Source organism: Lysinibacillus sp. NPDC092081 (assembly GCF_044755845.1).
GTDB lineage: Bacteria > Bacillota > Bacilli > Bacillales_A > Planococcaceae > Lysinibacillus.
The window spans coordinates 22,411-49,104 of sequence record NZ_JBIVRU010000003.1 but is presented as its reverse complement, the minus strand read 5'-3'; the positions used below and the strand labels follow the sequence as shown (position 1 = coordinate 49,104).

25 protein-coding genes are annotated in these 26,694 nt (G+C 37.8%); 6 read left to right on the top strand and 19 right to left on the bottom strand.

All coding sequences use genetic code 11. The annotated features are described in order from the left end of the window. Positions 1-74: 74 nt before the first annotated feature. From ACIQLB_RS07620 to ACIQLB_RS07600, 5 genes are read right to left on the bottom strand one after another with little or no spacing between them, the layout of a single operon-like run. Positions 75-536, bottom strand: a complete 462-nt coding sequence (locus ACIQLB_RS07620) for a hypothetical protein (RefSeq protein ID WP_400723264.1) — start codon at positions 534-536, stop codon at positions 75-77. A 51-nt stretch (positions 537-587) separates the two neighbouring features. After that, entirely contained in the window at positions 588-1,346 is a 759-nt protein-coding gene (locus ACIQLB_RS07615; RefSeq protein ID WP_400723261.1) for an ABC transporter ATP-binding protein, read from the bottom strand. A gap of 3 nt (positions 1,347-1,349) precedes the next feature. Beyond that, complete coding sequence (locus ACIQLB_RS07610; RefSeq protein WP_400723258.1) at positions 1,350-3,668, bottom strand: ABC transporter permease; 2,319 nt, start codon at positions 3,666-3,668, stop codon at positions 1,350-1,352. Beyond that, the gene (locus ACIQLB_RS07605; RefSeq protein ID WP_400723255.1) at positions 3,653-4,963 is read right to left on the bottom strand and encodes an MFS transporter; all 1,311 of its coding nucleotides are present in this window, start codon (positions 4,961-4,963) and stop codon (positions 3,653-3,655) included. Before ACIQLB_RS07605 ends, ACIQLB_RS07610 begins: the two co-directional genes overlap by 16 nt. 4 nt (positions 4,964-4,967) lie before the next feature. Then, positions 4,968-5,594: a TetR/AcrR family transcriptional regulator gene (locus tag ACIQLB_RS07600; protein ID WP_400723252.1), complete on the bottom strand. Its 627-nt coding sequence runs from the start codon at positions 5,592-5,594 to the stop codon at positions 4,968-4,970. A gap of 251 nt (positions 5,595-5,845) precedes the next feature. On the opposite strand from ACIQLB_RS07600, the gene ACIQLB_RS07595 reads away from it, so the two are divergent. After that, positions 5,846-6,709, top strand: coding sequence for a pentapeptide repeat-containing protein (locus tag ACIQLB_RS07595; RefSeq protein WP_400723249.1), 864 nt, complete (start codon positions 5,846-5,848; stop codon positions 6,707-6,709). Positions 6,710-6,832: 123 nt separating this feature from the next. On the opposite strand, the gene ACIQLB_RS07590 is transcribed toward ACIQLB_RS07595, so the two are convergent. The 12 genes from ACIQLB_RS07590 to ACIQLB_RS07535 form a co-directional block, all read right to left on the bottom strand. Further along, complete coding sequence (locus ACIQLB_RS07590; protein WP_400723246.1) at positions 6,833-7,048, bottom strand: hypothetical protein; 216 nt, start codon at positions 7,046-7,048, stop codon at positions 6,833-6,835. Between the two features lie 768 nt (positions 7,049-7,816). After that, positions 7,817-9,532 (bottom strand): FTR1 family iron permease, encoded by a 1,716-nt coding sequence (locus ACIQLB_RS07585; RefSeq protein WP_400723243.1) that lies wholly within the window; start codon positions 9,530-9,532, stop codon positions 7,817-7,819. Beyond that, the gene (gene efeB / locus ACIQLB_RS07580; protein WP_400723240.1) at positions 9,507-10,766 is read right to left on the bottom strand and encodes an iron uptake transporter deferrochelatase/peroxidase subunit; all 1,260 of its coding nucleotides are present in this window, start codon (positions 10,764-10,766) and stop codon (positions 9,507-9,509) included. The genes ACIQLB_RS07585 and efeB overlap by 26 nt, the downstream gene beginning before the upstream one ends. A 6-nt stretch (positions 10,767-10,772) precedes the next feature. Next, positions 10,773-11,639 (bottom strand): iron uptake system protein EfeO, encoded by an 867-nt coding sequence (gene efeO / locus ACIQLB_RS07575; RefSeq protein WP_400723237.1) that lies wholly within the window; start codon positions 11,637-11,639, stop codon positions 10,773-10,775. 157 nt (positions 11,640-11,796) lie between these two features. Then, entirely contained in the window at positions 11,797-12,987 is a 1,191-nt protein-coding gene (locus ACIQLB_RS07570; protein ID WP_400723234.1) for an MFS transporter, read from the bottom strand. 11 nt (positions 12,988-12,998) lie between these two features. Beyond that, entirely contained in the window at positions 12,999-13,427 is a 429-nt protein-coding gene (locus ACIQLB_RS07565; RefSeq protein WP_400723231.1) for a MarR family winged helix-turn-helix transcriptional regulator, read from the bottom strand. Positions 13,428-13,737: 310 nt separating this feature from the next. Continuing rightward, on the bottom strand, positions 13,738-14,685 hold the full coding sequence (locus tag ACIQLB_RS07560) for a nuclease-related domain-containing protein (RefSeq protein WP_400723228.1): 948 nt from the start codon (positions 14,683-14,685) through the stop codon (positions 13,738-13,740). A gap of 378 nt (positions 14,686-15,063) precedes the next feature. After that, positions 15,064-15,444, bottom strand: a complete 381-nt coding sequence (locus ACIQLB_RS07555) for a hypothetical protein (protein WP_400723225.1) — start codon at positions 15,442-15,444, stop codon at positions 15,064-15,066. Between the two features lie 94 nt (positions 15,445-15,538). After that, complete coding sequence (locus tag ACIQLB_RS07550; protein WP_400723222.1) at positions 15,539-16,546, bottom strand: FecCD family ABC transporter permease; 1,008 nt, start codon at positions 16,544-16,546, stop codon at positions 15,539-15,541. Continuing rightward, on the bottom strand, positions 16,539-17,540 hold the full coding sequence (locus ACIQLB_RS07545) for a FecCD family ABC transporter permease (RefSeq protein WP_400723219.1): 1,002 nt from the start codon (positions 17,538-17,540) through the stop codon (positions 16,539-16,541). The genes ACIQLB_RS07550 and ACIQLB_RS07545 overlap by 8 nt, the downstream gene beginning before the upstream one ends. A gap of 25 nt (positions 17,541-17,565) precedes the next feature. Beyond that, the gene (locus tag ACIQLB_RS07540) at positions 17,566-18,483 is read right to left on the bottom strand and encodes an iron-hydroxamate ABC transporter substrate-binding protein (RefSeq protein WP_400723216.1); all 918 of its coding nucleotides are present in this window, start codon (positions 18,481-18,483) and stop codon (positions 17,566-17,568) included. Then, positions 18,480-19,286, bottom strand: a complete 807-nt coding sequence (locus ACIQLB_RS07535; RefSeq protein ID WP_400723213.1) for an ABC transporter ATP-binding protein — start codon at positions 19,284-19,286, stop codon at positions 18,480-18,482. Before ACIQLB_RS07535 ends, ACIQLB_RS07540 begins: the two co-directional genes overlap by 4 nt. A gap of 149 nt (positions 19,287-19,435) precedes the next feature. On the opposite strand from ACIQLB_RS07535, the gene ACIQLB_RS07530 reads away from it, so the two are divergent. Both ACIQLB_RS07530 and ACIQLB_RS07525 read left to right on the top strand, forming a co-directional pair. Continuing rightward, positions 19,436-20,488: an NAD(P)/FAD-dependent oxidoreductase gene (locus tag ACIQLB_RS07530; protein ID WP_400723210.1), complete on the top strand. Its 1,053-nt coding sequence runs from the start codon at positions 19,436-19,438 to the stop codon at positions 20,486-20,488. Positions 20,489-21,151: 663 nt separating this feature from the next. Then, positions 21,152-21,808, top strand: a complete 657-nt coding sequence (locus ACIQLB_RS07525; RefSeq protein ID WP_400723207.1) for a class I SAM-dependent methyltransferase — start codon at positions 21,152-21,154, stop codon at positions 21,806-21,808. Between the two features lie 238 nt (positions 21,809-22,046). Here ACIQLB_RS07525 and ACIQLB_RS07520 read toward each other — a convergent pair whose 3' ends face one another. Both ACIQLB_RS07520 and ACIQLB_RS07515 read right to left on the bottom strand, forming a co-directional pair. Continuing rightward, the gene (locus tag ACIQLB_RS07520) at positions 22,047-22,646 is read right to left on the bottom strand and encodes a TetR/AcrR family transcriptional regulator (protein ID WP_400723204.1); all 600 of its coding nucleotides are present in this window, start codon (positions 22,644-22,646) and stop codon (positions 22,047-22,049) included. A gap of 12 nt (positions 22,647-22,658) precedes the next feature. After that, complete coding sequence (locus ACIQLB_RS07515; RefSeq protein ID WP_400723202.1) at positions 22,659-23,375, bottom strand: MBL fold metallo-hydrolase; 717 nt, start codon at positions 23,373-23,375, stop codon at positions 22,659-22,661. Positions 23,376-23,804: 429 nt separating this feature from the next. Between ACIQLB_RS07515 and ACIQLB_RS07510 the strand changes: the two genes are divergently transcribed. The 3 genes from ACIQLB_RS07510 (at position 23,805) to ACIQLB_RS07500 (ending at position 26,666) form a co-directional block, all read left to right on the top strand. Continuing rightward, positions 23,805-24,935 carry a DUF418 domain-containing protein gene (locus tag ACIQLB_RS07510; RefSeq protein WP_400724038.1) on the top strand — a complete coding sequence of 377 codons (1,131 nt, stop codon included), beginning with the start codon at positions 23,805-23,807 and terminating at the stop codon, positions 24,933-24,935. 151 nt (positions 24,936-25,086) lie between these two features. Then, positions 25,087-26,064 carry a sensor histidine kinase gene (locus ACIQLB_RS07505; RefSeq protein WP_400723199.1) on the top strand — a complete coding sequence of 326 codons (978 nt, stop codon included), beginning with the start codon at positions 25,087-25,089 and terminating at the stop codon, positions 26,062-26,064. Continuing rightward, positions 26,061-26,666 (top strand): response regulator transcription factor, encoded by a 606-nt coding sequence (locus ACIQLB_RS07500; protein WP_400723196.1) that lies wholly within the window; start codon positions 26,061-26,063, stop codon positions 26,664-26,666. The genes ACIQLB_RS07505 and ACIQLB_RS07500 overlap by 4 nt, the downstream gene beginning before the upstream one ends. Positions 26,667-26,694: the final 28 nt, after the last annotated feature.

Below are 26,694 nucleotides of genomic sequence, written 5' to 3'. Positions count from 1 at the left end.
TACACTATGACTTTTAAGTTTGCAAGTATTAAATGCAAAAAAAGGAAGAACCTTTAAAATATAGGCTTCTTCCTTCATTTTGCAATGAAATTAAGGTTAATAAAGAATGTATCTTCGGCAATTTGAAGGTGATTTTGACATTTTAACAAAATGTCATCCAACTTTTTTATTTTATCGGAACACTTTTTAGTTTTATCGATTAACTTTTGCGTTTTATCACCCAACTTCTGAATTTTATCGACATCCGTCTTCCGTTTATTCGTAGGCATAATGAGGGGATTGATTTCCATTCCGACTAGGAGAGTGAAAAGGAAGTAACGACAAACTAAACGACGATCACCAACATCAGCTAACCCAAGACGAACAGCAATGTCTGTTGTCGTAAGAGTATTCCCTCCAAAAACAAGTGCTTCTTCAGCAATTTTGTAGCCAACGCCATCAGGTCCAACCGTAATTTTCTCGTTATTTACTCGGACAATACTACCTCCACCTAGAGGTTTGTTTGTACCAATTCCCCTGCTTTTCTCTATAAACAATCATTTAACTCGGTAGAAATCTTACATTTTCAATATGAGATTCACAACAACTTATATTCCTATTTCCCACATTTTCTCCGTTACTTTCCCTATTCTGCCATCAATATCTGTACCGTCAAACTTCGGAAGCTTCAGCTCACTGACGATTTTTCCGTCAAGCATAAACATTATGCGTTCCGTCCGCGCCGCAACCTTTGCATCGTGAGTGACGAGCATAATCGTAGTACCGCCAGCGTTGATTTCGGTAAAAATGTCCATGATCTCTTGTGCTGATTTTGAATTAAGTGCACCTGTAGGCTCATCGCCGAAAATGATTTTCGGGCTGTTCAAAAGCGCTCGACATATTCCTGCTCTCTGAAGCTGACCTCCCGAAACTTGTGTAATGCCGCGCATTTCAAGCTCCTCGATGCCTACCCTCTTCATAAGTGCTCTTGCCTTCTCCAAAATTTTTGCAACGTTTTTTTTGTTATCACGCATTGATGGTAGAATGATATTATCAAGAATATTTAGATTTTTGAGCATCGTTGGTTGCTGAAATACAAAGCCCATTTTAGTTCTACGTATATCTGAAAGCTCAACCTCCCCAACTGCCGATAAATCACTACCATCAAAATTAACCCTTCCACCATCAACGCTGTCCATGCCGCTTAGTGCAAACATGAGCGTTGATTTTCCCGAGCCCGAGGGTCCCATGATTGCAACAAACTCACCCTCGTTTATGTCAACCGAAGCTCCGTCGAGAACATTGCGGTTTTCATCGCCCTCGCCGAAAGATTTTACAATATGTTCACCGATAATAATCTTCTTCATAAGCTACTCCTTTATATTTTCGGATATTTTTATTTTCCCCGCGCCCCATGTGCCAATTATTGTTGTGATAAGTACCGAGCAAATCATCAATAACGGACAAAGTACATACGCCGAAAGTGGATTGATTGAAAAACTAAACGATGACGCCCCGAACGAGGTGATAACCGCGCCTGCAAGCACCTCTCCAAGAGTATTTGCCAGTAAAGTGCCAAGAACAATACCGATAATTGATACGAATACCGCTCGCGAACCATACTGTACTGTCATATCGGAGTTTGTAAAACCTAGTGCTTTCATTACAGCAATCGAATATCTATCCTTTGTGACAAGCATTTTCATAAACAATAGTGTAACTAGTATCGTTATTAAGACCGCTATCGCTATTGCGGCAATGGATGCCTTTCCGACCGATTTTATGGTCGAGCCGAATGTTTGAGTCACAAATTCATCTATATTGGAAATCTTAGCGAAAGTATATTTGTCCGCATACTCTGAAATTTTTTCATTGACATGAGATTTATCTGAAAGCTTCGCACAGATAACGCTCCACATGATATCTTCCGAATTGTCGGTAAAAACAGCCTTTGCCGTTTTTCCGCCGTTAGTAATGTCGGAATAAATGCCACTTACCGTAAGCTTTATCTCCTTCCCCTTCATCACGACCGTTATGACATCGCCAACCTTTTTGCTCATTTCATCAGCGTTCAAAGCTGAAAGTGCAATTTCGTTTTCTACGGTGGGTGCCCTGCCCTCGGTGTACTCAATTGGGAATATTGAATGGTCGCCAAGTTCGATTTTAATATTTTCTTCCGAACCGTCTTCCTTTTTTGTTTTAAATGTCTTTGTTGTTAGGATGGTGTATTTTGAAATGGAACTGTCGCTGTTCATAGATTTTAAAACTTCGACAGATTTTTTAGAAATATGATCAGTTTGCTGAATATCAATACGAATATCGTAGTTTCCAATACCCATATATTTAATGAAACTTGTTGAGGAGATCGTGTTGTAAAGGTTTTGTGGAACAATAATGATAAATGCTGAAATGACAAGTACTGCAAGCATTGTGGCATAAAGTCTTTTCCTTGCAAGAACATCTTTAATACCAAGGAAAATATTCGTATTAAGCAGCTTATTTTTGTTCAGGCAAAAACGCTTTGCGCCTGCGTTTTTTTCCTGTGAAGTGCCAAAGCGTATTGCTTCTGCAGCAGATATTTTACGAAAGCGTCTCAGCACTCCGCTTACATAGGCAATTATTGCTAGGAATATAAGCAGAATCCCGATTATTCCTAAAGCCGCAGCAAAAGAAGCGTCTTCGCTTTCCCCCATATAAAGCCGGATATTTTCAAGTAGCATGTCTTTGAACATCAACGAAAGTACAAAACCTAGAATACTCCCCCCTGCTGCAATTGCTGTGTATTTCGCAAGGTAAATTTTCTTAATGTCGGAAAGACGCAGCCCTATCGCCTTCATAACACCAATTTCACGGTAATCGTCCTCTATTTTCGCTAGGAGTGTAAAGCGTATGCACATAAATGCGATGGCAACGACAAGAACGCTTATAAGAAGTATAACTCCTATCATCATCCCGTCAGAAAGTGCGTTAAGTGTTTTGAAAAGTGGATATGTAATCGTTGGTCCGTTCGCTTCAAGACCTGCGGAAGCATAAGCAGTTTCAAATTCACCGAGCGCCGATAAATCCTTTAGTCTAAACTCTATCAAATACTCCATACTCCCATGGCTTTTTATTTCCGCATAATCATTTTGACTGACAAGAAATCTTTTTGAGGAAGACAGCATAGAATTCATCTGTGAATCGCGAAGGAAGCCCGCAACAGTAAATTCCTTTCCGCCTATTATTGCTGTATCACCAACTCTTGTGGTGTTGTCCTTCATATAGTTAATTGGAACATAAAGCTCGCCATCGGATACGTTTATAATGTTCCCGTCAAGATCAAGAAGATAATCAAATTTTTCACTCTGTATGCTAAAACCATTGTCTTGCACATTATTCGCAAGTGAACGATCACCTAAAATAATTTGACTGTTATCCATGTTGAGAAACTCAAGTACTTGAAATTCATCGACATTGCTGTTTTGCTCCGCGAAATTTGTAAGCCGGACAGTATTGATATCCCCAGAGTGCATTTGCATAAAATGCGGCGTTTTCGCCTGATTCATAAGTGAATCGATCGCACCAGAAAGATTAACCATAAGTATTGCCGACAAAGAAACGAGCATAGCCGCGGCAGCGACAAATAGCGTTGTTGTCAGCGTTATCAGTTTGCTTTTAGAAATGTCATTACGGATTAATCTGAAATACATACGTCACCTCTGTTTTCAAGCTTTTTAACTGACTTCAAGTTGAACAGAATAAATGAAGTAACACATAATAAAATTCCAGCGATTACGATGAGGAAGCCCGTTCCTCTGCCTTGACCTGTACCGGTAATTTTCCCTACAGTGTCAGCAAGCAATCCGCCATCAACTAGCAAAGGAGTGAATACATAATCTGCAAGTATACCTGAAAGCGCATAGGCGACAACAAATCCAAGCTGTGAAATTACCCCAATAAGTGACCATGCCCTGCCCTGAACGGAATTATCAATGTTAGTACGAACAAGAAAATCCAAGGTTGAGTTTGCAAATGGCATCATTGCAAAAAAGAAAAAACCTGATAAGCAGATAAGAACTATATTTTCGCGAAGACCGAATACCGCCATAAATATTCCTTCAAAAAACAGCGAAAACGAAAGAATTTTCACATACCCTTTTTTGATTGGAAGAAATCCGATGATCACGCTGGATACGAGCATCCCTGTAGCGACAATACTTTCCACCGTTCCTATTACGGAGCTGTTCGTAAAAGTAAGCAACATCGGTATGGAAAGTGTTTCAATAATTCCAAGATAAAATGTCAGCACCGATGTCACGATGACAAGAACGAGGACACCTCGGTTTTCAGAAACTGCACGCCAACCATCTTTTAATTCATGGAAAAATGATTTTGTCTGTTCGTATTTCTTTGAAACAAGACCTCTACGTACAGCAAGGGCCGATATAACGGTTACAAAAAATGTACAGATGTCGATGACAAGCAAAAGCTTTATATCCGAAACGGTAAGCAAAAATCCCGCAATGATGGGAGAAATCAAAAATTTTGCAGAACCCGCCACCTGGACAAAACCGCTTGCCTTCGTGTACTGTTCCTCGGTAAGTAAATCTGTAACCGTAGCCTTGTATGCAGGATCAAGCAACGATGAAAACACCGAGCTTATTGTAACTCCCACACAAATTTGCCATAGCTGTGCTTCTCCGCTCAGCATACAAATCAGAATAAATACCAGTCCAATCGCAGAAAGACTGTCGCCTAACACCATTAAAAGTCTTCGGTCATAACGATCCGCAAGCACTCCTGCCACGGGACTTAATAGAAGTGAAGGCATAAATGCAAGTAAGGTTACAAGTGCCATTGCCGATGCCTTTCCCGTCTGCTGGAAAACATAAATCCCAAGCCCAAACGCTGTAAGCCCGTTTCCTATTGCTGAAATTAGCTGTCCTGACCAAAGCAGAAGGAATTTTTTGAATAAACCCTTGGAATCAACCATCGTTGTTTCCATTTTCTTAACCCCCATTGCTAAACATCTTCATCATGTACATAAGGCTTCCACTTTCGACACCGAGCAGTCTTTCTACGTTGAAGACAAAAGCTGGTATTCGTGCAGCACGTTCTTCATCTGTCATATTAACCATATCATCATCAAAAACAGTATTCGTATAGGCCACAATCATTTCCATACATTCATACGGAAAAGGCGTATTGAATAGTCCTTGTTCAATACCCTCACGGATTATTTCCGTCAGTATTGGGGGAAGGCCGTTCATAATAACCTTTTGGATTTTCTGATGCATAAGCGCATTCTGAGGCTTATGTATGTGATCAATAATTTCCTTGCCATTTCCACCACTTATGTTTATAGCCATTACAACACGGATTATACGCTCGTGAACGGGTATGCTTTTATTTGAGGCAATTTCCTTTGCAGCACCTAAAATTTGGGCATTATACCGCTCAATTAGCGCGTCCATAATATCCTCCTTCGACTTGAAGTGATAATACAGCGTTCCCCGTGCTATTCCGACCTTCTCTAAAATTTCGTTAGTACTTGTGCCATCAAAACCCTTCTGACCGAAAAGCTCATCAGCCGCATCAAGTATTTCGTTTCTGCGCTCTATCGCTTCTTTTCTCATTTTTACTCCTCCTCAATAGACCGACTGTCTGTCTATAAAAATTATAGCATTTCACAATAAATTGTCAATACGAAGTTCCGATTTTGTAAAAAATATCAATTTATTTTCCTAATCATCTAGAGGTAAACGATAAACGACTAATGAAGTCTTCTCAGTATGTGGAATTCATCCATACAAAAATATCCTTTTAATCATAATAAGTGATAGAATTAAATGTAAGAAGTTTATGTGTTAGAGAGAGGTAAACAATAATGTCTGAAGTAAAAAAAATCGATTATACAATTGGAAAAAAGATACGTGAAGGCTTACAGGCAGATTGCCAAAGTTGTTTTGGTCTATGCTGCACGGCTTTAAATATTGCTGCTTCTAGCGACTTTGCTATTCATAAAGCAGCTGGGACACCTTGCCCAAATCTACAATCGAATTTTAGCTGTCAAATTCATAGTAAACTTAGAGATCAAGGGTTTAAAGGATGTACAGTTTTTGACTGTTTAGGAGCTGGTCAAAAGGTTTCACAAACAACCTTCCAAGGACAAGACTGGCGACAATACCCTGAAGTTTCCGAGAAAATGTTTCGTGTCTTTCCTATTATGGAACAACTTTATGAAATGATTGCCTACATAGCAGAGGCTTTATCGTATAAGGTTGATTCATCCCTATATAACAAACTACATATACTATTAGAACAACTTCAGCGTGCAACAGAGCTAGAAGCTAATGCATTACTAGCAATAGATATTCCTAATTTCCGACTGCCAGTGAATATTTTACTGTTAGAAACAAGTGAGCAAATTCGCCAAAGCCTTATCGTAAAGATTGGAAAAAACGCTCGAAAGTATAACAATCGAGGGGTTGATTGGATGGGGAAAAATTTAAAGGGTAAGGATTTAAGAGCAACCGATCTTCGAGGATCTTATTTAATTGCCGCCAATCTACAAAATGCTGATTTAAGAGGTGTTGATTTTATTGGCGCGGATCTACGTGATGCCAATTTACGCGGTGCAGACCTTTCAACAAGTATGTTTTTAACCCAAATGCAAATTAATTCAGCACAAGGCAATCTTCAAACAAAATTACCCTCTCACCTGAAACGTCCGTCTCATTGGGATGAATAATTTGAAAAAAGGGCAGATGAATATAATTATTCATCTGCCCTTCAGACTGTAGATAAACTCTATTTAAAAATTTATTATGAAAATTGCACCCAATGATTATACAATTCTTCAGTAAAGTTACATTTATAGATTATTAATTACGAATAAATTCAGAACCCAACTAAGAATTGAAATGATAATAATACTCCAAGCATTTTTCTTACGCTGTGTTACACCTACAATCCCCATAATCACCCCTAATACTGGTGAAAATAGAATACCGATAATATACGCAAAAATATTGTAGGTTTTATAACTGTAGATTTCGTTACTTTCATAACCGTTTTTGTCACTATCCATCTTCATCCCCCCATCTTACCTTTTTCTTAACTAATCGAATAATCTTTCTAATCAACTATACCTCGGCATAATTGCGTCTGGAATTGGCTTTTGGCAAACTTGATGTTGGTCACTCAGTCATGGGTTGGTTGCTTTTCTTTCGTACAGATAAATTGCCACAGTGCATGGTGTTCTAAGACTATGTTCCTCTATTTCAGAGGATGTTTGGACAGCCGCTGAAAGAAGTTAAAACAACTGTAGCACGGAAGAGAAATAGGGAGTAGAGAAATGGAAATATGTAATAGAGGGACTAACTGTTACAAGCAACTTTACGATGAGATCTAAACAGATCCAACTTTAAGTTAGCTACCGTAGCAATTTTAAGATTAATAAGCCTATAATAACTCAAAATAAGCTTATTCCTTCTTCCATTTATAGGGGATATTTGCCCAATCGTAAAATATATTAAAAAGGAAAATTAAAATTGAAATTCCAATAATACGCCCCAATTGAATGTCATCATAAAATAACCATTGAAATATAATAAATAGAATGAAAAAAATTAGCGAATATTGTATATTTTTCTTTATAATTTTCACTATATTCAACCTCCCTATACAATAATACACCATTTCTACTTATTAAAGAAATCTACAACTAAGGCCAAGTCCGTGGAAAGCGCCATCTCGGAGTGAAATTCAACCTTTGTTTATTGATTCACCATAATTTAAATTCATTTTTTATCGACAAGCAAAAAGGCAGATGAAAGTATATTCATCCGCCCTCTACTTATTTTTGTCTCTTTTTATAAATAATCGTAGCTACAACAAGTAAAAGTAAAATCGCTTGTCCAAGCATTGTTTCTACTGTTGGATAGAAACCAATGATGCTGATAACTGGCAAGCCATCTACAATTGTTGTTGAAACTGTATCTCTTAGCTGCAAAGTATGCAGACTGACACCAATAATTTTAAATGCCAATACATAGATTAACACCGTTGCCACTGCGAAAAATCTATGAATTGGAATTTTTCCACTTGCTTTCAATAACACAAATGCAAAAATAGCTAATACTATAAGTGCTACTATGATACCTAGCACAAATTGAGATGTCTCCATTTTAGGAGCAATTCCTGCATAGAAGACAAGTGTTTCTGCCCCTTCACGAAAAACTGATAAGAAGCTAATCGATGCCATTGCAAACACCGAGCCAGTTGAGATGGCATTGCCCATTTGTTTGGAAATATAGCGGTTCCAGCTTACTACACTCGATTTACTATGGAGCCAAATACCAACTCCAACCATCATTGCAGCAGCTAGTAAACCAATATAACCTTCCATCAGCTCTCGACTTGTATCAACTGTCGCAGATTGGAAAATCGTCGACATTAAAATAGCCGCTACCGCTGATAGTAAGATCCCAACAAATGCACCAGCATATATCCATTTGCGCATTGTTTTTTGTCCCGATTTCTCTAAGAACGATACTAATGCCATAATAATAAGCAGTGCCTCTAAGCCTTCTCGCAATAAGATTAATGCTGCATCCCACAGCGAATAATCTGAATCACCTTGAATCAGCTCAATTTCAGTGCGGAAAGTATGAAGCTTACTTTTTATTGCTTTGACATCGATGTTAGACTTTAATAAGTCACTAACGAGGATTGGCATATCACTTTCTATTTTTGTATAAAGGCTACCGTTACGTGTTGAAATATCTATCTCTACACTTGGCCATATTTTAATGAACTCTCGAATTTTATCGGATGCAGCCTTGTAGTCACCTGCATCGATAAAATCATTGGCCTCATCAATATACGCGACTAATGTTGCTAAAGAATACTCACCTTCAACAACCTTCGCCGTATCATTACCTGCTACAAAATCCTCGATTGTTTGTTTTAATTCTGCATATTGTGATTGCATTGAGGCTATATCAGGCTTTTCGGAAGCAATTGAAATCCGTATAAAGGCCATCTGTGTTTCAATTTGGCCGTACATAGCAATGCTTTGCTCACGTACAGGGCGTTCAATTTTCTTCCATTTTGCATTAAAATCCTTATACGCTGCGTCGATTGTAGTTAAATCACCACTTGCTAAGGCATCTTCAAATGCTTTCATGATCGGTTTAAATTTCGTACCAAATTCTGCTCGCTGCGCCGCTTCATCTACAGGATTCTCAAGCTTTTCTAATGCACGTAAGGCATTTGACAAGTCAGATAGTGCCTTTAAACGTTCATCCTTGGAAGTAGCTTTAACTGCTTGCGCAAGAATTTCATCCACTTTTTCTTTTGCTTTCTTATGCTCAGATGTGACCGACGCCCAGTCTGTGGCAAACTGTTCAAGGGCGTTTTCTGCCTCAGCTTCTTTGTCCTGCTTCGTATTCATTAACGCATCACTGATAGAAATGTACAAGTGACTATATGATTGCGCTGCTTGTACTGGTACAGCAAGTGCCAATAACAAGCAAAGTACTAAACTACAGCGCGTTAAAAAGTGCTTCACCTATATAACTCCCCTTTGATACTCCAGGGAAGCAAGCAAATACTGCACTGCCTCGATGGGTAATATACTCATTCATTTTATCTATACGCCCTAAGCTATTTTGAATCGTTATAAATTGGGCTGGGTCTTTTTGAAAAGAAATAAACATAAGTCCCGCATCATGCGCTCCTGTATTCGTCATAACACCTGATGCATAAGAGTAAGAGCGACGTAAAATATGCGCACCAGATTTACGTGCCAAATGCACATGTGAAGTATCTGGCATAATATACTCACCGTTGCTATCCTTCGCCTCTACATCGAAATCATCGAACTCTTTCTTTTTACCGAAAGGTGCACCACTATCGCGATATCGACCAAATGTTGCCTCCTGCTCCTTATAAGAAGTGCGATCCCATGTTTCAAGATGCATTTGAACTTTACGCGCGACTAAATAAGAGCCGCCTTTTAGCCATCCTTTATCGACCCATACCACTTTATTTAAATCTTTGTCATCAGTAATCGATGGATTTCCAGTACCATCCTTGAACGCAAATAAATTTCTAGGTGTTCCTCCACCAGCTGGGAATGAGTTGAAGCCTGCCTGTGACCATTTAATCTCTACCTTGCCTGAAGCTGCTCGAACTAAATTACGCACTGCGTGGAATGCTACCTGTGGATCATCTGCACAAGCTTGAATACAAAGATCTCCACCAGTAAATTCTTTTTGTAGCTGATCTTTTGGGAAATGAGGTAAGTCTTTTAATTCCTCAGGCTTCAAATGCTGGATACCAAGCTTCTCAAACAAAGATGGTCCAACACCTATTGTGATCGATAAGTTTGATGCATCCAATCCTGCTGCTTCGCCCGTATCTCCTGTAGGAACCCTAGTATTTGTTGTTAAATCTACCATTAATTCACCGTTCATTAAGCGTACAACAAGAGGTGTCCATTGTTTGAACAACTCTTGTAACTCTTTCTTTGATGTAAATAAAACATCTAAAGCAGCAAAATAAATATTGGTCTGAACTGGTGTAATAATGCCAGATTGATGTTTTCCATAGAAATCAACTTTATTACGTGCAGTCGTGCTGTCTGCAACAGGCTCAAACACATCATAGCCCATTACTTTCATAATACCACCTAAGCCAGAAGCACCGATAGCAACACCAGCTACTCCGATACCTGATAGCTTTAACATGTCACGTCTAGATATTTTTTTATTCATCCATTTTTCATCATTTGACGCTGTCATTCATTATCACTCCAAAATAATACCCATTTGACTTAATGGTTCTCCAAGTTGATTAACTGCTGCTGCAAGTGCTTTTGTATTTTCTTCCGTTAACTCTTTGTAAGAAACATACCCACCATCAGCTTTTGCATGCTGTGCCAATAAATCATCTACTGCTTTGAATTTTTCATCTAATGTTGCTACTAAGTCTTTGTCTTTCGCTTCTAATTTTGGACGAAGGATTTCAAAGATTTTTTCTGCGCCTTCGATGTTAGCTTTAAAGTCATAAAGGTCTGTGTGAGAATAGATTTCTTCTTCACCAGTGATTTTAGATGTCGATACTTCATTTAATAAATCAACAGCACCTGTAATCATTAAATCTGGTGTTACTTCTACAGTTTGAACTAAAGCGTGTAATTCTTTTGCGTCTGCTAAAAGCTGGTCTGCTACTTTCTCGTAGCCTGCTGTTTTATTTTCTACCCAAAGCGCATGCTCAAGTTTATGATAGCCCGTCCATTCTTCCTCGCCCTTACCTTCTTCTTGGATATCAGCTAAACGACCGTCGATACGTGGGTCAAGGTCACCAAAACTCTCTGCAATTGGCTCCGAACGCTCGAAATACATACGTGCTGGTGCATAGGCTGCTTTTGCTCCTTCGATGTTACCAGCTTTAAATTCGTTCACAAATTTTTCTGTTGCTATTAAAAATTGATCCATTTGCTCTAAGGCAAATTGTTGATAGGCTGCTAGTTCAGTAGATAAATCAACTTTTGTTGCTTTTTCTGCTTGCTCTGTTGCAGGCTTATCTTCTTTTTTAGCTTCATCTGTATTGCCACAGCCAGTCATAAGAATGCCCCCTGCAACTAATACTGACAATAATGATGTTTTTTTCATGCTAAGTACCTACTTCCGAAATAGTTTATATTGAGAATGATAATGATTATCAACCTCGATTGCAAGAAGTATTTTTATTTAAAGAAAAATACGCCATTTTCTAGTTCAGACAACTAGGAAATGACGTATTTTCTATAAAGATTCTAAACTATTAAATTTACGCTTGTTTTAAATTCTCATATTTTCCATATAAGAAATAATAAAGGACAATTGACACTAAAATAACGAATACCATCGCGAAGAAAATAGCACTGTATCCCGACGTAGGGACGAAGAATCCTAAGAAATAAGGACCAACCCCTAAACCTAAATCATATAATATAAAGTATGTCGATGTCGCAAGTCCTAAACGCTCATTTGGTGTAACTTTAATAGCTATTGCTTGCGCTACTGAATTGAAATTGCCATAACCAATCCCTATGCAAGCAGCAGCTAGTAAAAATGCAACACCACTTGTTGCCGAACTAAAGGCATACATTCCGACTGCAAAAATGACTAGACATGGATAAATAATAATGTTCGCACCTCTAGTATCTAGCAATTTCCCTGTAAATGGACGTGTCGCTAAAATAACAATTGCATAAATGATAAAGAAATAACTTCCCGCTGTTACCAAATCAAGCTCTTTCGCATAAAACGTCATAAATGACATAACCCCTGAATAGGCAAAGCCAATAACGAGCGCCACAAAAGCAATTGGCACAGCACGCATTTCGATAAAATTGGATAGCTTAAAGCCTGTTTTCTCAGCCATTTCTTTGACCTTCTTCGGTGCATCTGGAACGGTTACGATAAAATACATCAAAAAGCAAATAACGGCTAATACAGAATCGACAGCAAAAATCATCCGATAATCTTCAAACAGCTGCGTTAAAAGAATACCTACAAAAGGTCCGATAGCAGTGGCTAAAATAGCACTTAAGCTGTAATAACCAATACCTTCCCCTCGTCGCTCAGGTGGTAAAATTTGTGCAATAATTGTTCCTGTCGCCGTACTAGCCATCCCAAGTGCAATCCCTTGTACTAAACGATTGAACATTAGAAGCGGCAAATTCGTCGCAATAAAATAAGACATCGTTGATAGCATAAACAATAATAATCCATAAAATAATGTTTTTTTGCTACCCCAATCCCCAATGATACGCCCTGTCCCGAGACGACCAAATAAAGTACCAATAATAAAAATACTCGATACAAGCCCTGCCGTACTAGTTGATGCCCCAAAATGCTCAACCGCATAGCCTGCAATTGTTACCATTAATAAATAAAAAATTAATGTAATGGTAAAGTTAATAAGTGAGACGATTAAAAAGTCCTTCGTCCAAAGTTTATGTCTAGTTGCTTCCACTTTCTTCTCTCCTACCGATTGATGTTTGCACAAATGTTCGCTAACACTTGTGTCGCAATTTCAATATCCTTCTCTGATACCCCTGCGAGTGCCTGTTCAAAAAATGGTTTTAACTGTACCTTAATTTCCTGCACAATCTCCTCACCATTAGCCGTTAATTGTACAAGCTTCTCACGCTTATCCCTACCCGCTACCGTTTCCACGTAGCCAAGCTCCACAAGCTTTTGCACAAGCCTTGTCACACTCGGCTTTTCAATAAACATAAAATTCGCAATATCAACAAATGTATGTGGCCCTTTATCCATCAATAACCGAAGTAGTGCCCATTGAGAGCTAAACAACTGATATTTCTCTAGCTGCATATTCACTAGATTGATAAACGGTCTGTACATTAAGCGGTACTGATTAAAAAATTCTTGTTCGATCGTCAAAAATACCACTCCTTTTAAATTAGTTAGCCTAGCTAACTATATACCTTAATTTTTTATTTGTCTAGTAGGAAATTAGCGGGGAGTTCGGCATTTTGAGCGGGCTTTCCGTCGATGCTAGTTCTATCCGTCACCTTAAGGCTTCTTTCCGTCGGTGTCTTGGTTCCTTCCGTCGCTTCGAGACTTCTTTCCGTCGATGCTAGTTCTATCCGTCACCTTAAGGTTTCTATCCGTCGGTGTCTTGGTTCCTTCCGTCGCTTTGAGACTTCTATCCTTCTACATCCTTTCTAGCAAAAATTCAGACCGCTTGAATTTTTGCTCTTTAATTAACAATCCAATACTTCCTGTTTCTTTTTGTTCCCTTAGCTTTCAAAGGTAACTTTTGTAGTAATTTATAAGCTATATTCGGCGAATCTATTTTTAAAAAAACACAAAAGCTTTTATTTGTTAACGTTTCGCCTACTAGCAATCGATAATCTTCAAGTGTCCTAAAAATAGCCTCGTTATCAACAGCTCCACAGCGTTGACAGTACCATTTTGGGTATCGATAATTCATAGGTTGTCCATTTAAACAACTTTCGCATAGCACACCTTTTACTAAATCCCGGACAGGCACTTCTATTTCTCTTTTAATCGGCCTATGCATGGACAATAATTTAGAAGCAAATTGAAAAAGCTTTTCCTCATCCATCACTGTCTCCTTATGCTGTTGAAGCAATTCTCGCACGTAATAACGTAAACCTGAAACATGAAAAATTGGTTGTCCCCTTAAACTCTTCGATAAAATTGCATTTTTCGTTGCCAAAACGACTGCACAATGAACGGGAATCTCAAGCCGTGACGCTTGTAACATCCCCTTCATCCACTCCATATGTCGCCTACTTTGATGAAGTGGATTCGTCATTCCCTCGACATCGCCTTCTGCTGTAGTTCGTGTAAATTGATTAAAAGATTCATCGAAATCTAGAAAGCCTGTTACATTTTTAATTTCGAGAATCAATATAAATTGAGGACATAGTAAAACAGTGTCTATTTGATGAGTAGTTCCAAAGTGATTAAGTATTTGTAAATCATGAAGAAAATAATGCGAATGAGGTAAAATAATTTCAAGCCTTTCGGCATCTACTCTTTGCTCCCCAGCAAAGCCTGCATGTATTCGCCTCAACCTTTCAAAATAATACATGTATTCAGTATGTGTACTAGGTAATCTTCGAACTAAAGCTTCTAAAATTTTGTGTTGCTCCGATTCCTGACGATCTAATAAAATCATTGTTTCTTCACCTCCTATAACTATTGTATTAAAAAAGAACCTCATAAAAAGAGGTTCCAAAAAACTTGAAATACATATAGTTGAAATTAAATTTTTTACCAACTTCTTTAGATAGAAAGAACGGAAATATTCCAACGATTCAGCTCTTGCTTGTATTTTTTTGCTCGCTATCCATCGTTGCCGTGGTTCTTTCCGTCGTTCTGAGACTTCTATCCGTCGTTGGGGCCTAACTTTCCGTCACCGATATTTCTATCTGTCGCCTTGGGATTGATATCCGTCGTTGCCGAGGTTCTTTCCGTCGTTCTGAGACTTCTATCCGTCAGTGGGGCCTGGCTTTCCGTCGATGTTGCATTTAATAAGCCCCCAGATTCCTTTCAACTAAAAAGACCCCACTGTATTAAACGGAATCTGTTCACCATTTTTATATAAATAAATATATTCATAATTAACATCTTTCGTAAGTTTAAAAATATGCTGCGTAATAACTTCGTTGTTTTGATTTTCAACTTCATCAATGTTTATTACAAGCGTATCGTCCTTACTTTTCGCACTGACCGCAACAGTCCCCTTTGTATTAATCACAATATATGAGCGTTTTTCACCATTATTGAACATTTGTACATAATCTTCCATTCCAAGAACATTTAAAACTTTTTGCAGGTCCTTTGGTGCAGTTTTTACTTCAGTAATTGATAATGGTGAATTACATGCTGACAATGCAATTATGGAACAGAATAAGACAATTAATAATTTCCTCACATACCATCCCCCCATTTATATTAGTATTGCATATTCAACAAATTTTCCAAAGAGCCTTTCAACATAAAAAAAACGACTGAACAGCCAAAGCCATTCAGTCGTTTTTTCGTAGTAAATATAAAAAATACGGTGCGCCGATACATGCTACAACAATACCTGCTGGCACTGTCGCACTTGAAATAGCTACGCGGCCAATTGTATCCGCTAGCATTAGTAAACTAGCACCGATAAACAGTGTGAGCGGTAAAAAGAACTGGAAGCGCGGTCCGACAAGCTGCTTTGCAATATGTGGAGCCATGAGACCGATAAAGGCAATGCCTCCTGTGACCGATACAGCTGCCGCAGCTAATGCTACAGAGACAATTAATAATTGCAAACGCTCTCGGCCGATATGCAAGCCTAAACCAACCGCCGTTTGTTCGGTCATCGCAAGCACATTTAACACATTTGCCTTATACAAAATAAATGGAATGCCTAGCACAAGCCAAGGCAATAAAGCCCAGAAAAATGGCCAATCTGTCCCCCAAATATTGCCCGCAAGCCATTGTGCGATAAATTGCACATCACTACGCTCAGCTGAGGAAATTAAGATCATCATTACACCAGATAAGGCGGATGCTACACCTACTCCGACTAAAATCAGTTGGACAGGCTGCACCCCCTCATGGCGCTTATACGAGAAAAAGTAAATGCACAATGCCGTTAATAAAGCGCTACCAAATCCTACAAGTGGTAACACATACGCAAAATTAGGCAGATCTCCCTTGACAAAGAGATAAAAAAGCGTAATTCCAACACCTGCACCTGCATTAATCCCAATAATACCAGGGTCCGCTAAATCATTGCGTGTCACCCCCTGCAAAACAGCACCGGCTAATGCTAATGCCATCCCTGCTGCTGCCAGCACAAACAACCTCGGCAAACGAACAGAGAACAAGACGAATGATTCTTTGAAGCTACCGTCTCCCAGTAAAATCGGGATTATGCGATCAATCGAAACCGATGCTGCGCCCATTGAAATACCCATAACAAAAATAACTACTGTTAATAGTATCCAAAACATTAACCATCTACGTTGTTTTTTTCGTCCGACATTAAACAATCTGACGACCTCCCTTCCGAACAAGAAGTAAGAAGAACGGAAGGCCGATAATTGAAATAATTGCAACTACCGGTGTTTCATATGGAGCATTAATCATTCTACCTGCAAAATCCGCTATCACCATAAACCATCCACCGATAAGGGCACTCATCGGTAAAACAAATCGATAGTCTGTCCCTACAATTGCACGGACAATATGCGGCACCATTAACCCAACAAATGCTAAATTACCTACTAGCGCAACTGCGGAGCCTGCAAGAATTACAACGACAAACATCATAATTCCTTTAATGACTGCTGTATTTTGCCCTAACCCAACAGCTACTTCTTCATTTAAACTTAAAATGGTTAGCTGACGACTAAATGCAAACGCAACAATTAATCCGACCACAATAACAGGCGCAATCATTAAAGCTTGCCATGTAGTACCTATTAAACCACCACTCGTCCACATCGAAACATCTTTTGAAATTTGAAATAATATTCCCGTACCATCTGCTATTGCTTGTAATAAAGCAGATACAGCTGCCCCAGCTAAGATTAACTTTAATGGAGAAAAGCCATTTTTTGTTGAAGCACCAATACCATAGACAACAATCATCCCTACGCCTGCACCTACGAAACATGCAAATATAAGCGTATAATACGAGGTATTTGGGATAAATGCCATCGTCAATGCAAGTGCCGCATTCGCACCTGCTGTGAGACCAAGAAGCCCAGGATCCGCTAATGGATTTCTTGTCACTCCTTGCATAATTGCCCCAGCAACTGCGAGTGCACTACCTACAAAAATAGCGGCAATAATACGAGGAAATCGAATTTCTCGTAAAATAGCATAATGCTTACCGCCGTCTTGTCCAACAATTGCTTGAAAGACATCTTGAATGCTCGTATTTGCCGCTCCTACACAAAGCGAAATCGTAACTGTCACTGCTAATAAGATCAGTGCAAGCAACACCTGAAGCCAAAATGGGAAATGTCGAAACTTTGTCATTTGCCTCCGCTACTCTCTACTGAAATTATTGTAAAAATTTCTTTTCAAAGAAATCTAATTGATAATCTAAAGTGATTGGGTCATTAAAGTAAAATTCGTTGGCATTCACTTCAAATAAATGACCATTTTTCTCAGCCTCTAAATCTTTAAACCATGCTGCATTTTTAATGGAACTATCTTGACCTTTAAACATACTAAAAATCACATAGTCCCCCGCATAATCCCCTAATACCTCTTGAGAAATTGCTAAATAGCCTGGTTTTAAAGCACCTTCCTTTACTTTTTTAGGCATTTTTAAGCCCATTTCTTGATATAAAATTTCAGTTCCACGGCCCCAGTTATCTCCATAAACATACAATTGTTTATTGAACATTTCTGCGACAGTAACGGTTGCATTCTCACCGATTTTTTCTTTAATTTTCATTCCTGCTTCTGCAGCACGCGCTTTAAAGTCTTTTACCCATTCAGTTGCTTCTTTTTCTTTGTTAACCGCTTTACCAATTTCGATAAATTGCTGTAAATAATCAACCTTACCATAAGTAAATAAAACAGTTGGTGCGATTTCCGCTAATTTATCCGCATTTTCAATACCATTTAAACCAATAATCAAATCTGGCTCAAGCTCGATAATTTTTTCGATATCCGTGTTCTCAACAACTATTGCATTTTTAATATCATTTTGGAAGTTTGGATTATCTTTAGCCCATGAATCAACACCTACAACATTAACGCCAAGCTGTAGTAAATCTCCAACAAATGAAGATAACACAACTACACGTTTTGGATGAGCCGGTACTTCAATAGGACCTGATTCTGATTGATACGTAATCGTTTCTGCAGATGCTTTATCTTTAGAGCCCTCTTCCGTCTTCTCTTCTTTATTGCCGCACGCTGCAAGCACTAGTACGACCATCATAAACATAGGTAATAACCACTTTTTCATGAATATATCTCCTTTTTTACTGTTTCTAGTAAGTTATATGTAATGCACATTGGCTTATCTGTACGTGGATCCTTACCAATGACTGCATCAATATGAAACACTTTTTCTAATACTTCAGGTACCATGACTTCCTCCGCAGTACCAAATTTCACAAGCTCTCCTTTTGACAGCGCAACAATAAAATCTGAAAAACGTGCTGCCTGATTTAAATCATGTAGCACCATGACAATTGTGCGTCCTTCTTCTTCGTTAAGCTTGTAAAGTAATTCTAAAACTTCTAATTGATGGGCCATATCTAAATAAGTTGTTGGCTCATCTAAAAAAATAATATCGGTCTCTTGCGCTAACGCCATTGCAATCCACACTCGTTGACGCTGTCCACCTGATAAGGCATCAACTGTGTCCTGACGAAAGTCATCCGTTTTCGTCACCTTTAAGGCCCAGTCAATCATTTCTTTATCCTTTTGCGATAAATTACCGAAGCCCTTTTGATATGGAAATCGACCGTAGGATACAAGCTCTTCCACTGTTAAACCATGTGCACTTTCCGGACTTTGTGGCAATATGGCTAGTTCTTTCGCCAATTCTTTTGTATTCATCTCGGAAATATTTTGACCGTCTAATATGACTTGCCCACTCTTATGCTTCAAAATCCTTGTAATAGCCTTTAAAAGTGTAGATTTACCACAGCCATTAGAACCAATAATGGTCGTTATTTTACCGTCTGGAATTTGTAGCGATAAATCATGCACAATCGTTTTATCCTCATAACCGATACGAATCGATTCAACTTGTAAACGCACAACGTAGCCTCTCTTTCCTTTTTCTTCTTTCCATGCTATGATAACGACTAACCGATAATGATAATCATTATCACTAAAGTAAGTCTAGTTTTCCTATAAAGTTTTGTCAAACACTTTTTTATTAATTTTTTAAGGATGTGGCGATATAAATGCAACATATATACGATGTAACAATTATTGGCGGTGGCCCTGCAGGTCTATATAGTGCCTTTTATAGTGGTTTACGAGGATTGAAGACGAAGTTAATTGAGAGTCAACCACAGCTTGGTGGTAAAGTTTTACTTTATCCTGAAAAGCTAATTTGGGATATTGGTGGTCACCCTCCTGTATTAGGCGAACAATTTGTAAAACAGTTAATTACACAGGCAAAAACTTTTGAACCAACCGTTTTAACAGGCACAAAAGTAGATTTCATCGAGCGCCAAGATGATATTTTTGTTCTACATACTGCGCATGGAGATAAACATTATTCTAAAACCGTTCTTTTAGCAGTTGGTGGTGGTATTATTAACCCTCAAAAGCTTTCACTAGAAGGTGCAGAAAAATATGAAATGACTAATTTACACTATACCGTGCAGTCTTATCGACATTTTGTGGACAAGGAAATTATTATTTCAGGAGGCGGAAATGCGGCAATTGACTGGGCAGTTGAACTAAGTCCTATCGCTAAAAATGTAACTGTTGTTTATCGTAAAGATAAGTTATCTGCCCATGAAGCAACAATTCAAGAGGCTTTAGATGCCGGAGTAAAGATTGAATGCAATACAACTATTACAAAATTAACTGCTAATGCTGAAAAAACAGCCATCCAATTAGTGACATGTGAGAATTCAAAAACAAAGCAAAGCTATACGCGTCAAATCGATGAAGTCATTGTTAGTCATGGCTATAACCGCGAAGCATCATTAGAATTGGATCAAAGTATCACCCCTCCTAAAAAAGATGATTACTATTTCGATGGGAAAGCAACGGGTGAAACTGAGCAGCCTGGTATTTTTGCAGCTGGTGATATTTTAGCGTTTGAAGGAAAAATTCATCTCCTTCTAGGGACCTTCCAGGATGCAGCCAATGCCGTGAACTCTATTAAAACGTATTTAGAGCCTACTGCCTACCGCCATGGGGTCGTGTCATCACATAATGAAGTGTTTAAAGAGAAAAATCGCTCTATTATTGAAAAGCACCTTATACAAAATAAGCATTAAATGTCATGATCACAATAAACCCTCTTAAGAATTTACTCTTAAGAGGGATTTTAATTAAGCTCAAACATTAACATTTCCCCAAGTTTTTTTGTTAATTTTTATAAAGGCGAACTTTACAAAGTCCTAGTACATTCCATCGAGATAAACTACCTAAAGAAATTTAAAAATGCTCCCATTTGTCTTAGCATTCCCACTCCGTTTGTGATTGTTCCCGCGTGGCCCATAATTGTATTTAAATGCTGTGGTAATCTTCCAAATCTAGAAGGTTGGGGCTGTTGATTAGGGTAAAAGAAAGGTTGCTCCCTTCTACCTTGAATAGGAGGGCCAAAACCTTGTCTATGTCTTGGTGGGAATGGTCTCATTCTAGAATTAGGCGGATAAAATGGCATCAATTCACCCCCTATCAAATATCTTTTTACTAGTATACGTCTGTATTTTTTTATTGTTTAGACTATCGGAGAAGTTGCTAAAAAAATATATACATATGTATTGTAAAAATGTTGAAGCCCAATTATTTATTATTCTCCCTGTCCTTTCTGTAAAGGTTCGTCATGACAGCTCAGGAACCATACTATTTTTAATTTCATATTATACAAAAATACGAATAAAGAAGGGATTCCGATTCAAAATTCAAAATATCTAGATTTTCTGTCCAAATTTGGTGTGGGTGGTGCGCATCCTGGTGGTATTAATCTAACAAAGGAAATATTCAAGGCAGAGAGTATTAGCAAAAATTCCTATATTTTGGATGTAGGGTGTGGTACAGGCCAAACCGCTGCCTATTTGGCGGAGACATATGAAGCAAAAGTAACAGGTATTGATATCAATCCTGAAATGGTCGCAAAGGCTAAAATGAGAATGAAAAAAATTCGTTTACCCGTAAAAATAATTCAATGCTCTATAGAACAAGTACCGTTACCCGATCATACATTTGATTTTATTATTTCTGAATCTGTGCTTTCTTTTGTCAATAAACAGAATGCCCTTAAAGAAATCTTTCGTTTATTAAAGAATGGCGGTCGGTTTATTGCCATTGAATTTACTATTCATCAACCACTTGAAGAAAAAATTGAAAAGGAAATCAAAGAGTTTTATGGATTTGATTCTTGTTCAATGAAAAAGGATTGGGTCGCTTTGTTGAACAAGGCTGGTTTTAAAAATATTCGTATACAAAAAAACAAATCGATCTTCTCAATTCCTGAACTTCAACACTCGAAGGATATTGCACCAGAACTTTATGAGGTAATGGATAAACATTTTGATATGAACGTGAAGTATGAAGGGATTTTAGACTATAGAATTTATTCATGTACTAAATAGTGTAAGGATGTTATTCAACTTGAAGCATACTTCTTAACTGCTATGCACAAGAAAAAGAGCAGCAGACTCGTTCAACGACAAATCTCCTACTCCAACATCAATTCTGTTCAACGACTTATAGCGGGAAATTAATCCTCTGTGTCATTTCTCGCTTCTTTCTTTTTTTCTAGCCCCCATTCAGAGCATTCCTTTTATAAATGGAGCAAGATTTTTAAGACACCCAGCTGAAAAAACTCCCTTAGTCTTTCATTTGCATATATTTATCTTCATTGTTCGTAACTGTATGAATGCCCTCAATAAATGTATTGATTAAGATTGAAAAGCTTTTATTGATGTCAAGGGGCATCCCAAAGCCCCCCATCTGTTCAATAGAAGTGAATCCATGTAAAATGCTTCGTAACCCTCTGACTATATGAATCGCAATTTCTTCTTGCAAATTATAGGCATCTAGCACTTGAAGTACAAGTTGCACTACAGCTTCTTGGGCTTGCTTTAGTTCTTGATCATTAGCATCTGGAAAGCGAGTGCTAGCATCATACAAACCTGGATGCTCTCTCACAAATTGAATATATGCTTGACTAATTGCACGAATGGCATCATCACCTGAACGGCCCACCGCAGCATGAAGCATATATTCATTTAGTTTCTTTACTCCTTGAATGGCTAACCTCTGCTTCAATTCAGTTAACCCATCAAAATGGTTATACAAGGAAGGTGGACGTACTTCCAATTTTTCGGCTAATAGTCCAATTGAAAGTTGGTCCAATCCTTGTTCATCAACTATCTCTGTTGCCTTTTGTAAAATAATCGGTAAATCTAATTTCATACGACGGGACATTTTTTTCACTTCCTATTTTGATTGTCTAAAGTTTTTTTCTGCTTCTGCTAATGCCATGTCCAAAAGTTCCTGTGGATGCTTCAACATCTTTCCGTGCCCCACTGCAAGTAAGCTTGGATTTAAATCCCTTAATTTTTTTGCGCTTTTTAGAGCTGTGCTTTTATCCCATGTAGCTAGAGCAGGAAATGGGAACAAGCGATTCATCATTCCCGATACTACTAGTTTCCCTCTAGTTACGAGGGCATCACCAGCGATTAAACTTCTATTGCGCGTGTCAAAAAGAGTAATGGAACCAGGTGTATGACCTGGAGTTGCAATCACCTCTAATGAACCAACACGATCACCTTCTTCAAGTAATAAGTCCGGTTTGGTTTTAATATTCTTTGGAAGACCTCCCCGAATTGGTGTGTTTTCTTCATTGGGCAGCAAGCTACTATTTCCTTCCAATAAAAGGGCATCTCTTGAAGAAATGCTCACCTGACAATCTGGCAATAATTCTTTTAAAGTGTCTAATGCGCCTATATGATCATTATGTGCGTGAGTAATGATGATTCTTGTAATCGGTTTACCAATACTTTCAGCCGCTTTTATTATACTTTTTGCACTATATGGTAGTGCTGCATCGATAAGTGTGAGCTCGCTTTCTTCTTCTACAAAATAACAATTAACAGGGAAAATTCTTGGCAAAAATGACAATTGAAACACAGTACCAATCTTCGTAATTTTCATTCTAAATCAAATCCCCTTTTATAAACTAATTATATTTCCATTTTAACTAATTTAATTAGTTTTCGCAATATTTAAATTAAAAATATTTAGAATTCGACTAAAATTCTCGTGCCTTGGAAGGAAAATTCCCTGCTAACTTGCGGATTATGAAAATGGTTGCCGTATACCATTGATATTCCGAAAACAAAAGAACAAGTTGTTCTAACAATGACGCCGTTGCTTCCTATGTTCCCTAGCCAAAATAACATAGTCTTAATAGATAAATATACAAAACCAACAGCCAAAGCATAGCTGTTTTTTTGTTTCCTAAGTTCTTGAAACACCAAAAAATGACACCTGTCATAAAGAACCTTTGACTGGTGTGAATATGTTTTTTCCTTTCGTTTTCTTATCATTATTATAAGAAAACAAAGAAAGAGTGATTTCATGATGAAAGTTCAACAAAGATTACCCCTAATCGATATGTTACGAGGCTTTGCTGTATTAGGGACACTTGGTACGAATATATGGATTTTTGCTTATCTTGGAGATATTTCGTATATCACTACGAGTAGTTATTCAGGTTGGTGGTCATTGAACGATTTTTTACGAATGGCAGTCCTATTTTTAGTAAACGGTAAACTCCTTGGTTTATTAACAATCATGTTTGGTGTAGGTCTGGAATTAAAATATCAGCAAGCCATGCGAAAAGGAAATGCTTGGCCAGGAATGTATATTTGGACGATAGTCTTTTTATTTATGGAAGGTATGATCCACTTCACTTTAGTCATGGAATACGATATTTTAATGAGCTATGCTGTGACAGCCGTTATCGTCGCCTTTATCGTTAAATTTGGTGATAAAGCGATTAAACGTGCGTTATACGTTTTTGGTAGTTTTCATGCACTAATGATTTTGCTAATTTTAGTCAGTGCATTGTTGGGTGCCAACGCTTCCTTTGCTGGAATAGATCCTGTTGTTAATCTTTATGAGAATGGCACTTGGTTTGAGCAAATACAATATCGTTTAACACATTTTCTTTATTATAGAACGGAAGCTATTTTTATTATCCCAATGAATATCTTTTTATTTTTACTTGGTGTTAAGTTGATGAGGAATGGTGTATTTTTACAAGATGACAAAGGACGTCAGGCGCGTCGAAAGCTATTCAATATCGGTATTTTTATTGGGATACCTTTAAACCTCCTTATCTTTATTCCTGGTGGAACATTTGATTTACCTGTTCGTTATTTATTTGCACCAATCCTATCTATTGGTTATATTGGTATTTTAGGTAAAATGATAGAATATAAGAAGCTTGATTGGTTATGGAAGAGATTTGGCGAGATTGGGAAAATGTCTTTAAGTTGCTATGTACTGCAAAATATTATTGCATCTATTATTTTCTATGGTTGGGGCTTAGGTTTAGGTGGAAAATTGAATAGTATTGAAGTTATCAGCATTTGGGTAACCCTTTCCCTTCTACAACTTTGCATTGCACATATTTGTATCAAGCATTTTCATGTTGGGCCAATGGAATGGATTCGAAAACACGCCATTCAAAGTGTCACACAGAAATAATCGTCAAGGGTTGGTGTGAACTATAAAGATATATCCAAGAGATCAGGCAAAACGCTATTTAATTATCGATGTTGTATCACTAGTTTTTTTATTTACCATGGTATTTAGTTCGAATTCTACATTACCATTAATACCCAAAATAATTATCCTTATGTTATTTTTAGTAGCCTTCTATATTGCTTTATGGTTTAAAGATTGGCGTTTACTGTTAGCTTCTTTACTAGGCTTTACGCTTATAATCATACTGGGTATTTATGAAGGATCTTCTATGTTACTATTTGGATTTACATTTGCTGATTTAATTGGAAGAGCTAAAAAGAAAAGGCATATTGCTATAGGAATGATTGCCATTGCCTTTATGTTTTTTATAGTAATATGGTTTGAATCAGAAACATCTTACAAATTACAATTCCAAGCATTAATACCCATTATGATCATTCAGCTACTATTTCCAATGCTAATTTACTACGTAGAAAAGTCCAAAAAATTACAATCGGAATTAACGGAGGTAAATACCCAGCTTGTTCAGCAAGAAGAAAGACAGCGTATTGCAAGAGACCTCCACGATACGCTTGGTCATACATTGACAATGATTAAAATAAAAACCGAACTAACCACAAAATTAGTCGATAAAGATACAATGCGTGTTAAAGATGAACTAAATGATATTTTAGCAACAACACGAACAGCATTAAAGCAAGTAAGAGAATTAGTCTCCGATATGAATTTTATTTCGTTAGAAAGTGAGCTTATACATTGTAAGCAGCATTTACAAACAGCGGATATCTCCATAAAAGTAAAAAATAACTGTCCAAAGCTGCTACTAGCTAGTGTGGAGGAGACTATGCTGTCCTTATGTCTTCGTGAAACAACTACTAATATTATTAAACATAGTCAAGCAAAAAAATGCCAAATAGATATCAACTATATTAATGGAATTTTAAAGATAAACGTTGTGGACGATGGTATCGGCTTACATAACCAAGGGCATGGAAATGGACTATCATCGATGAAAGAACGAATGAATGCCCTTCAAGGAAATGCTTCCATTGACAATTTCCCGACAGGCGGAACGATTGTGACGTTAACAATGCCTATCCAACACTATAGAAAGGAGCCAACTACATGATAAGAGTACTATTAGCAGAGGATCAACAAATGTTACGTGGCGCCTTAAATTCCTTATTGTCGTTTGAGCCAGATATAGAAGTGATTGCAGAAGTTTCAGATGGTCAAACGGCGTGGGAATATATTCAACAAGAGCTACCCGATGTTTGTGTATTGGACATCGAAATGCCGAATCTTACTGGTCTTGAACTTGCTGAAAAAATTAGAGAGGCAAATTTACCGTGCAAGGTGATGATTGTCACTACTTTTGCACGTCCTGGTTATTTACAGAAGGCGATGGATTGTGAGGTACATGGTTATTTATTAAAAGATGAACCGATCGACTATTTAATTGAAACAATAAGAAAAGTGATGAATGGTGAAAAAGTAGTTAGTAGAGATTTAGCTGCTACGTTGTTTATGAAAGAACAGAATCCACTAAATGAACGTGAAATTGCTGTTCTACAGCTTGTAAAAGAAGGACTCACAACAAATGAGATTAGTAAAAAGTTATTTTTAACGAAAGGCACTATTCGAAACTATTTATCAACCTCTATTCAAAAACTCCATGTCGAATCTAGACAACAAGCTGCTCAAGTCGCCAGTGATAAAGGATGGCTCTAGAAAAAGAAAAGCGATACTTTATCCCTCA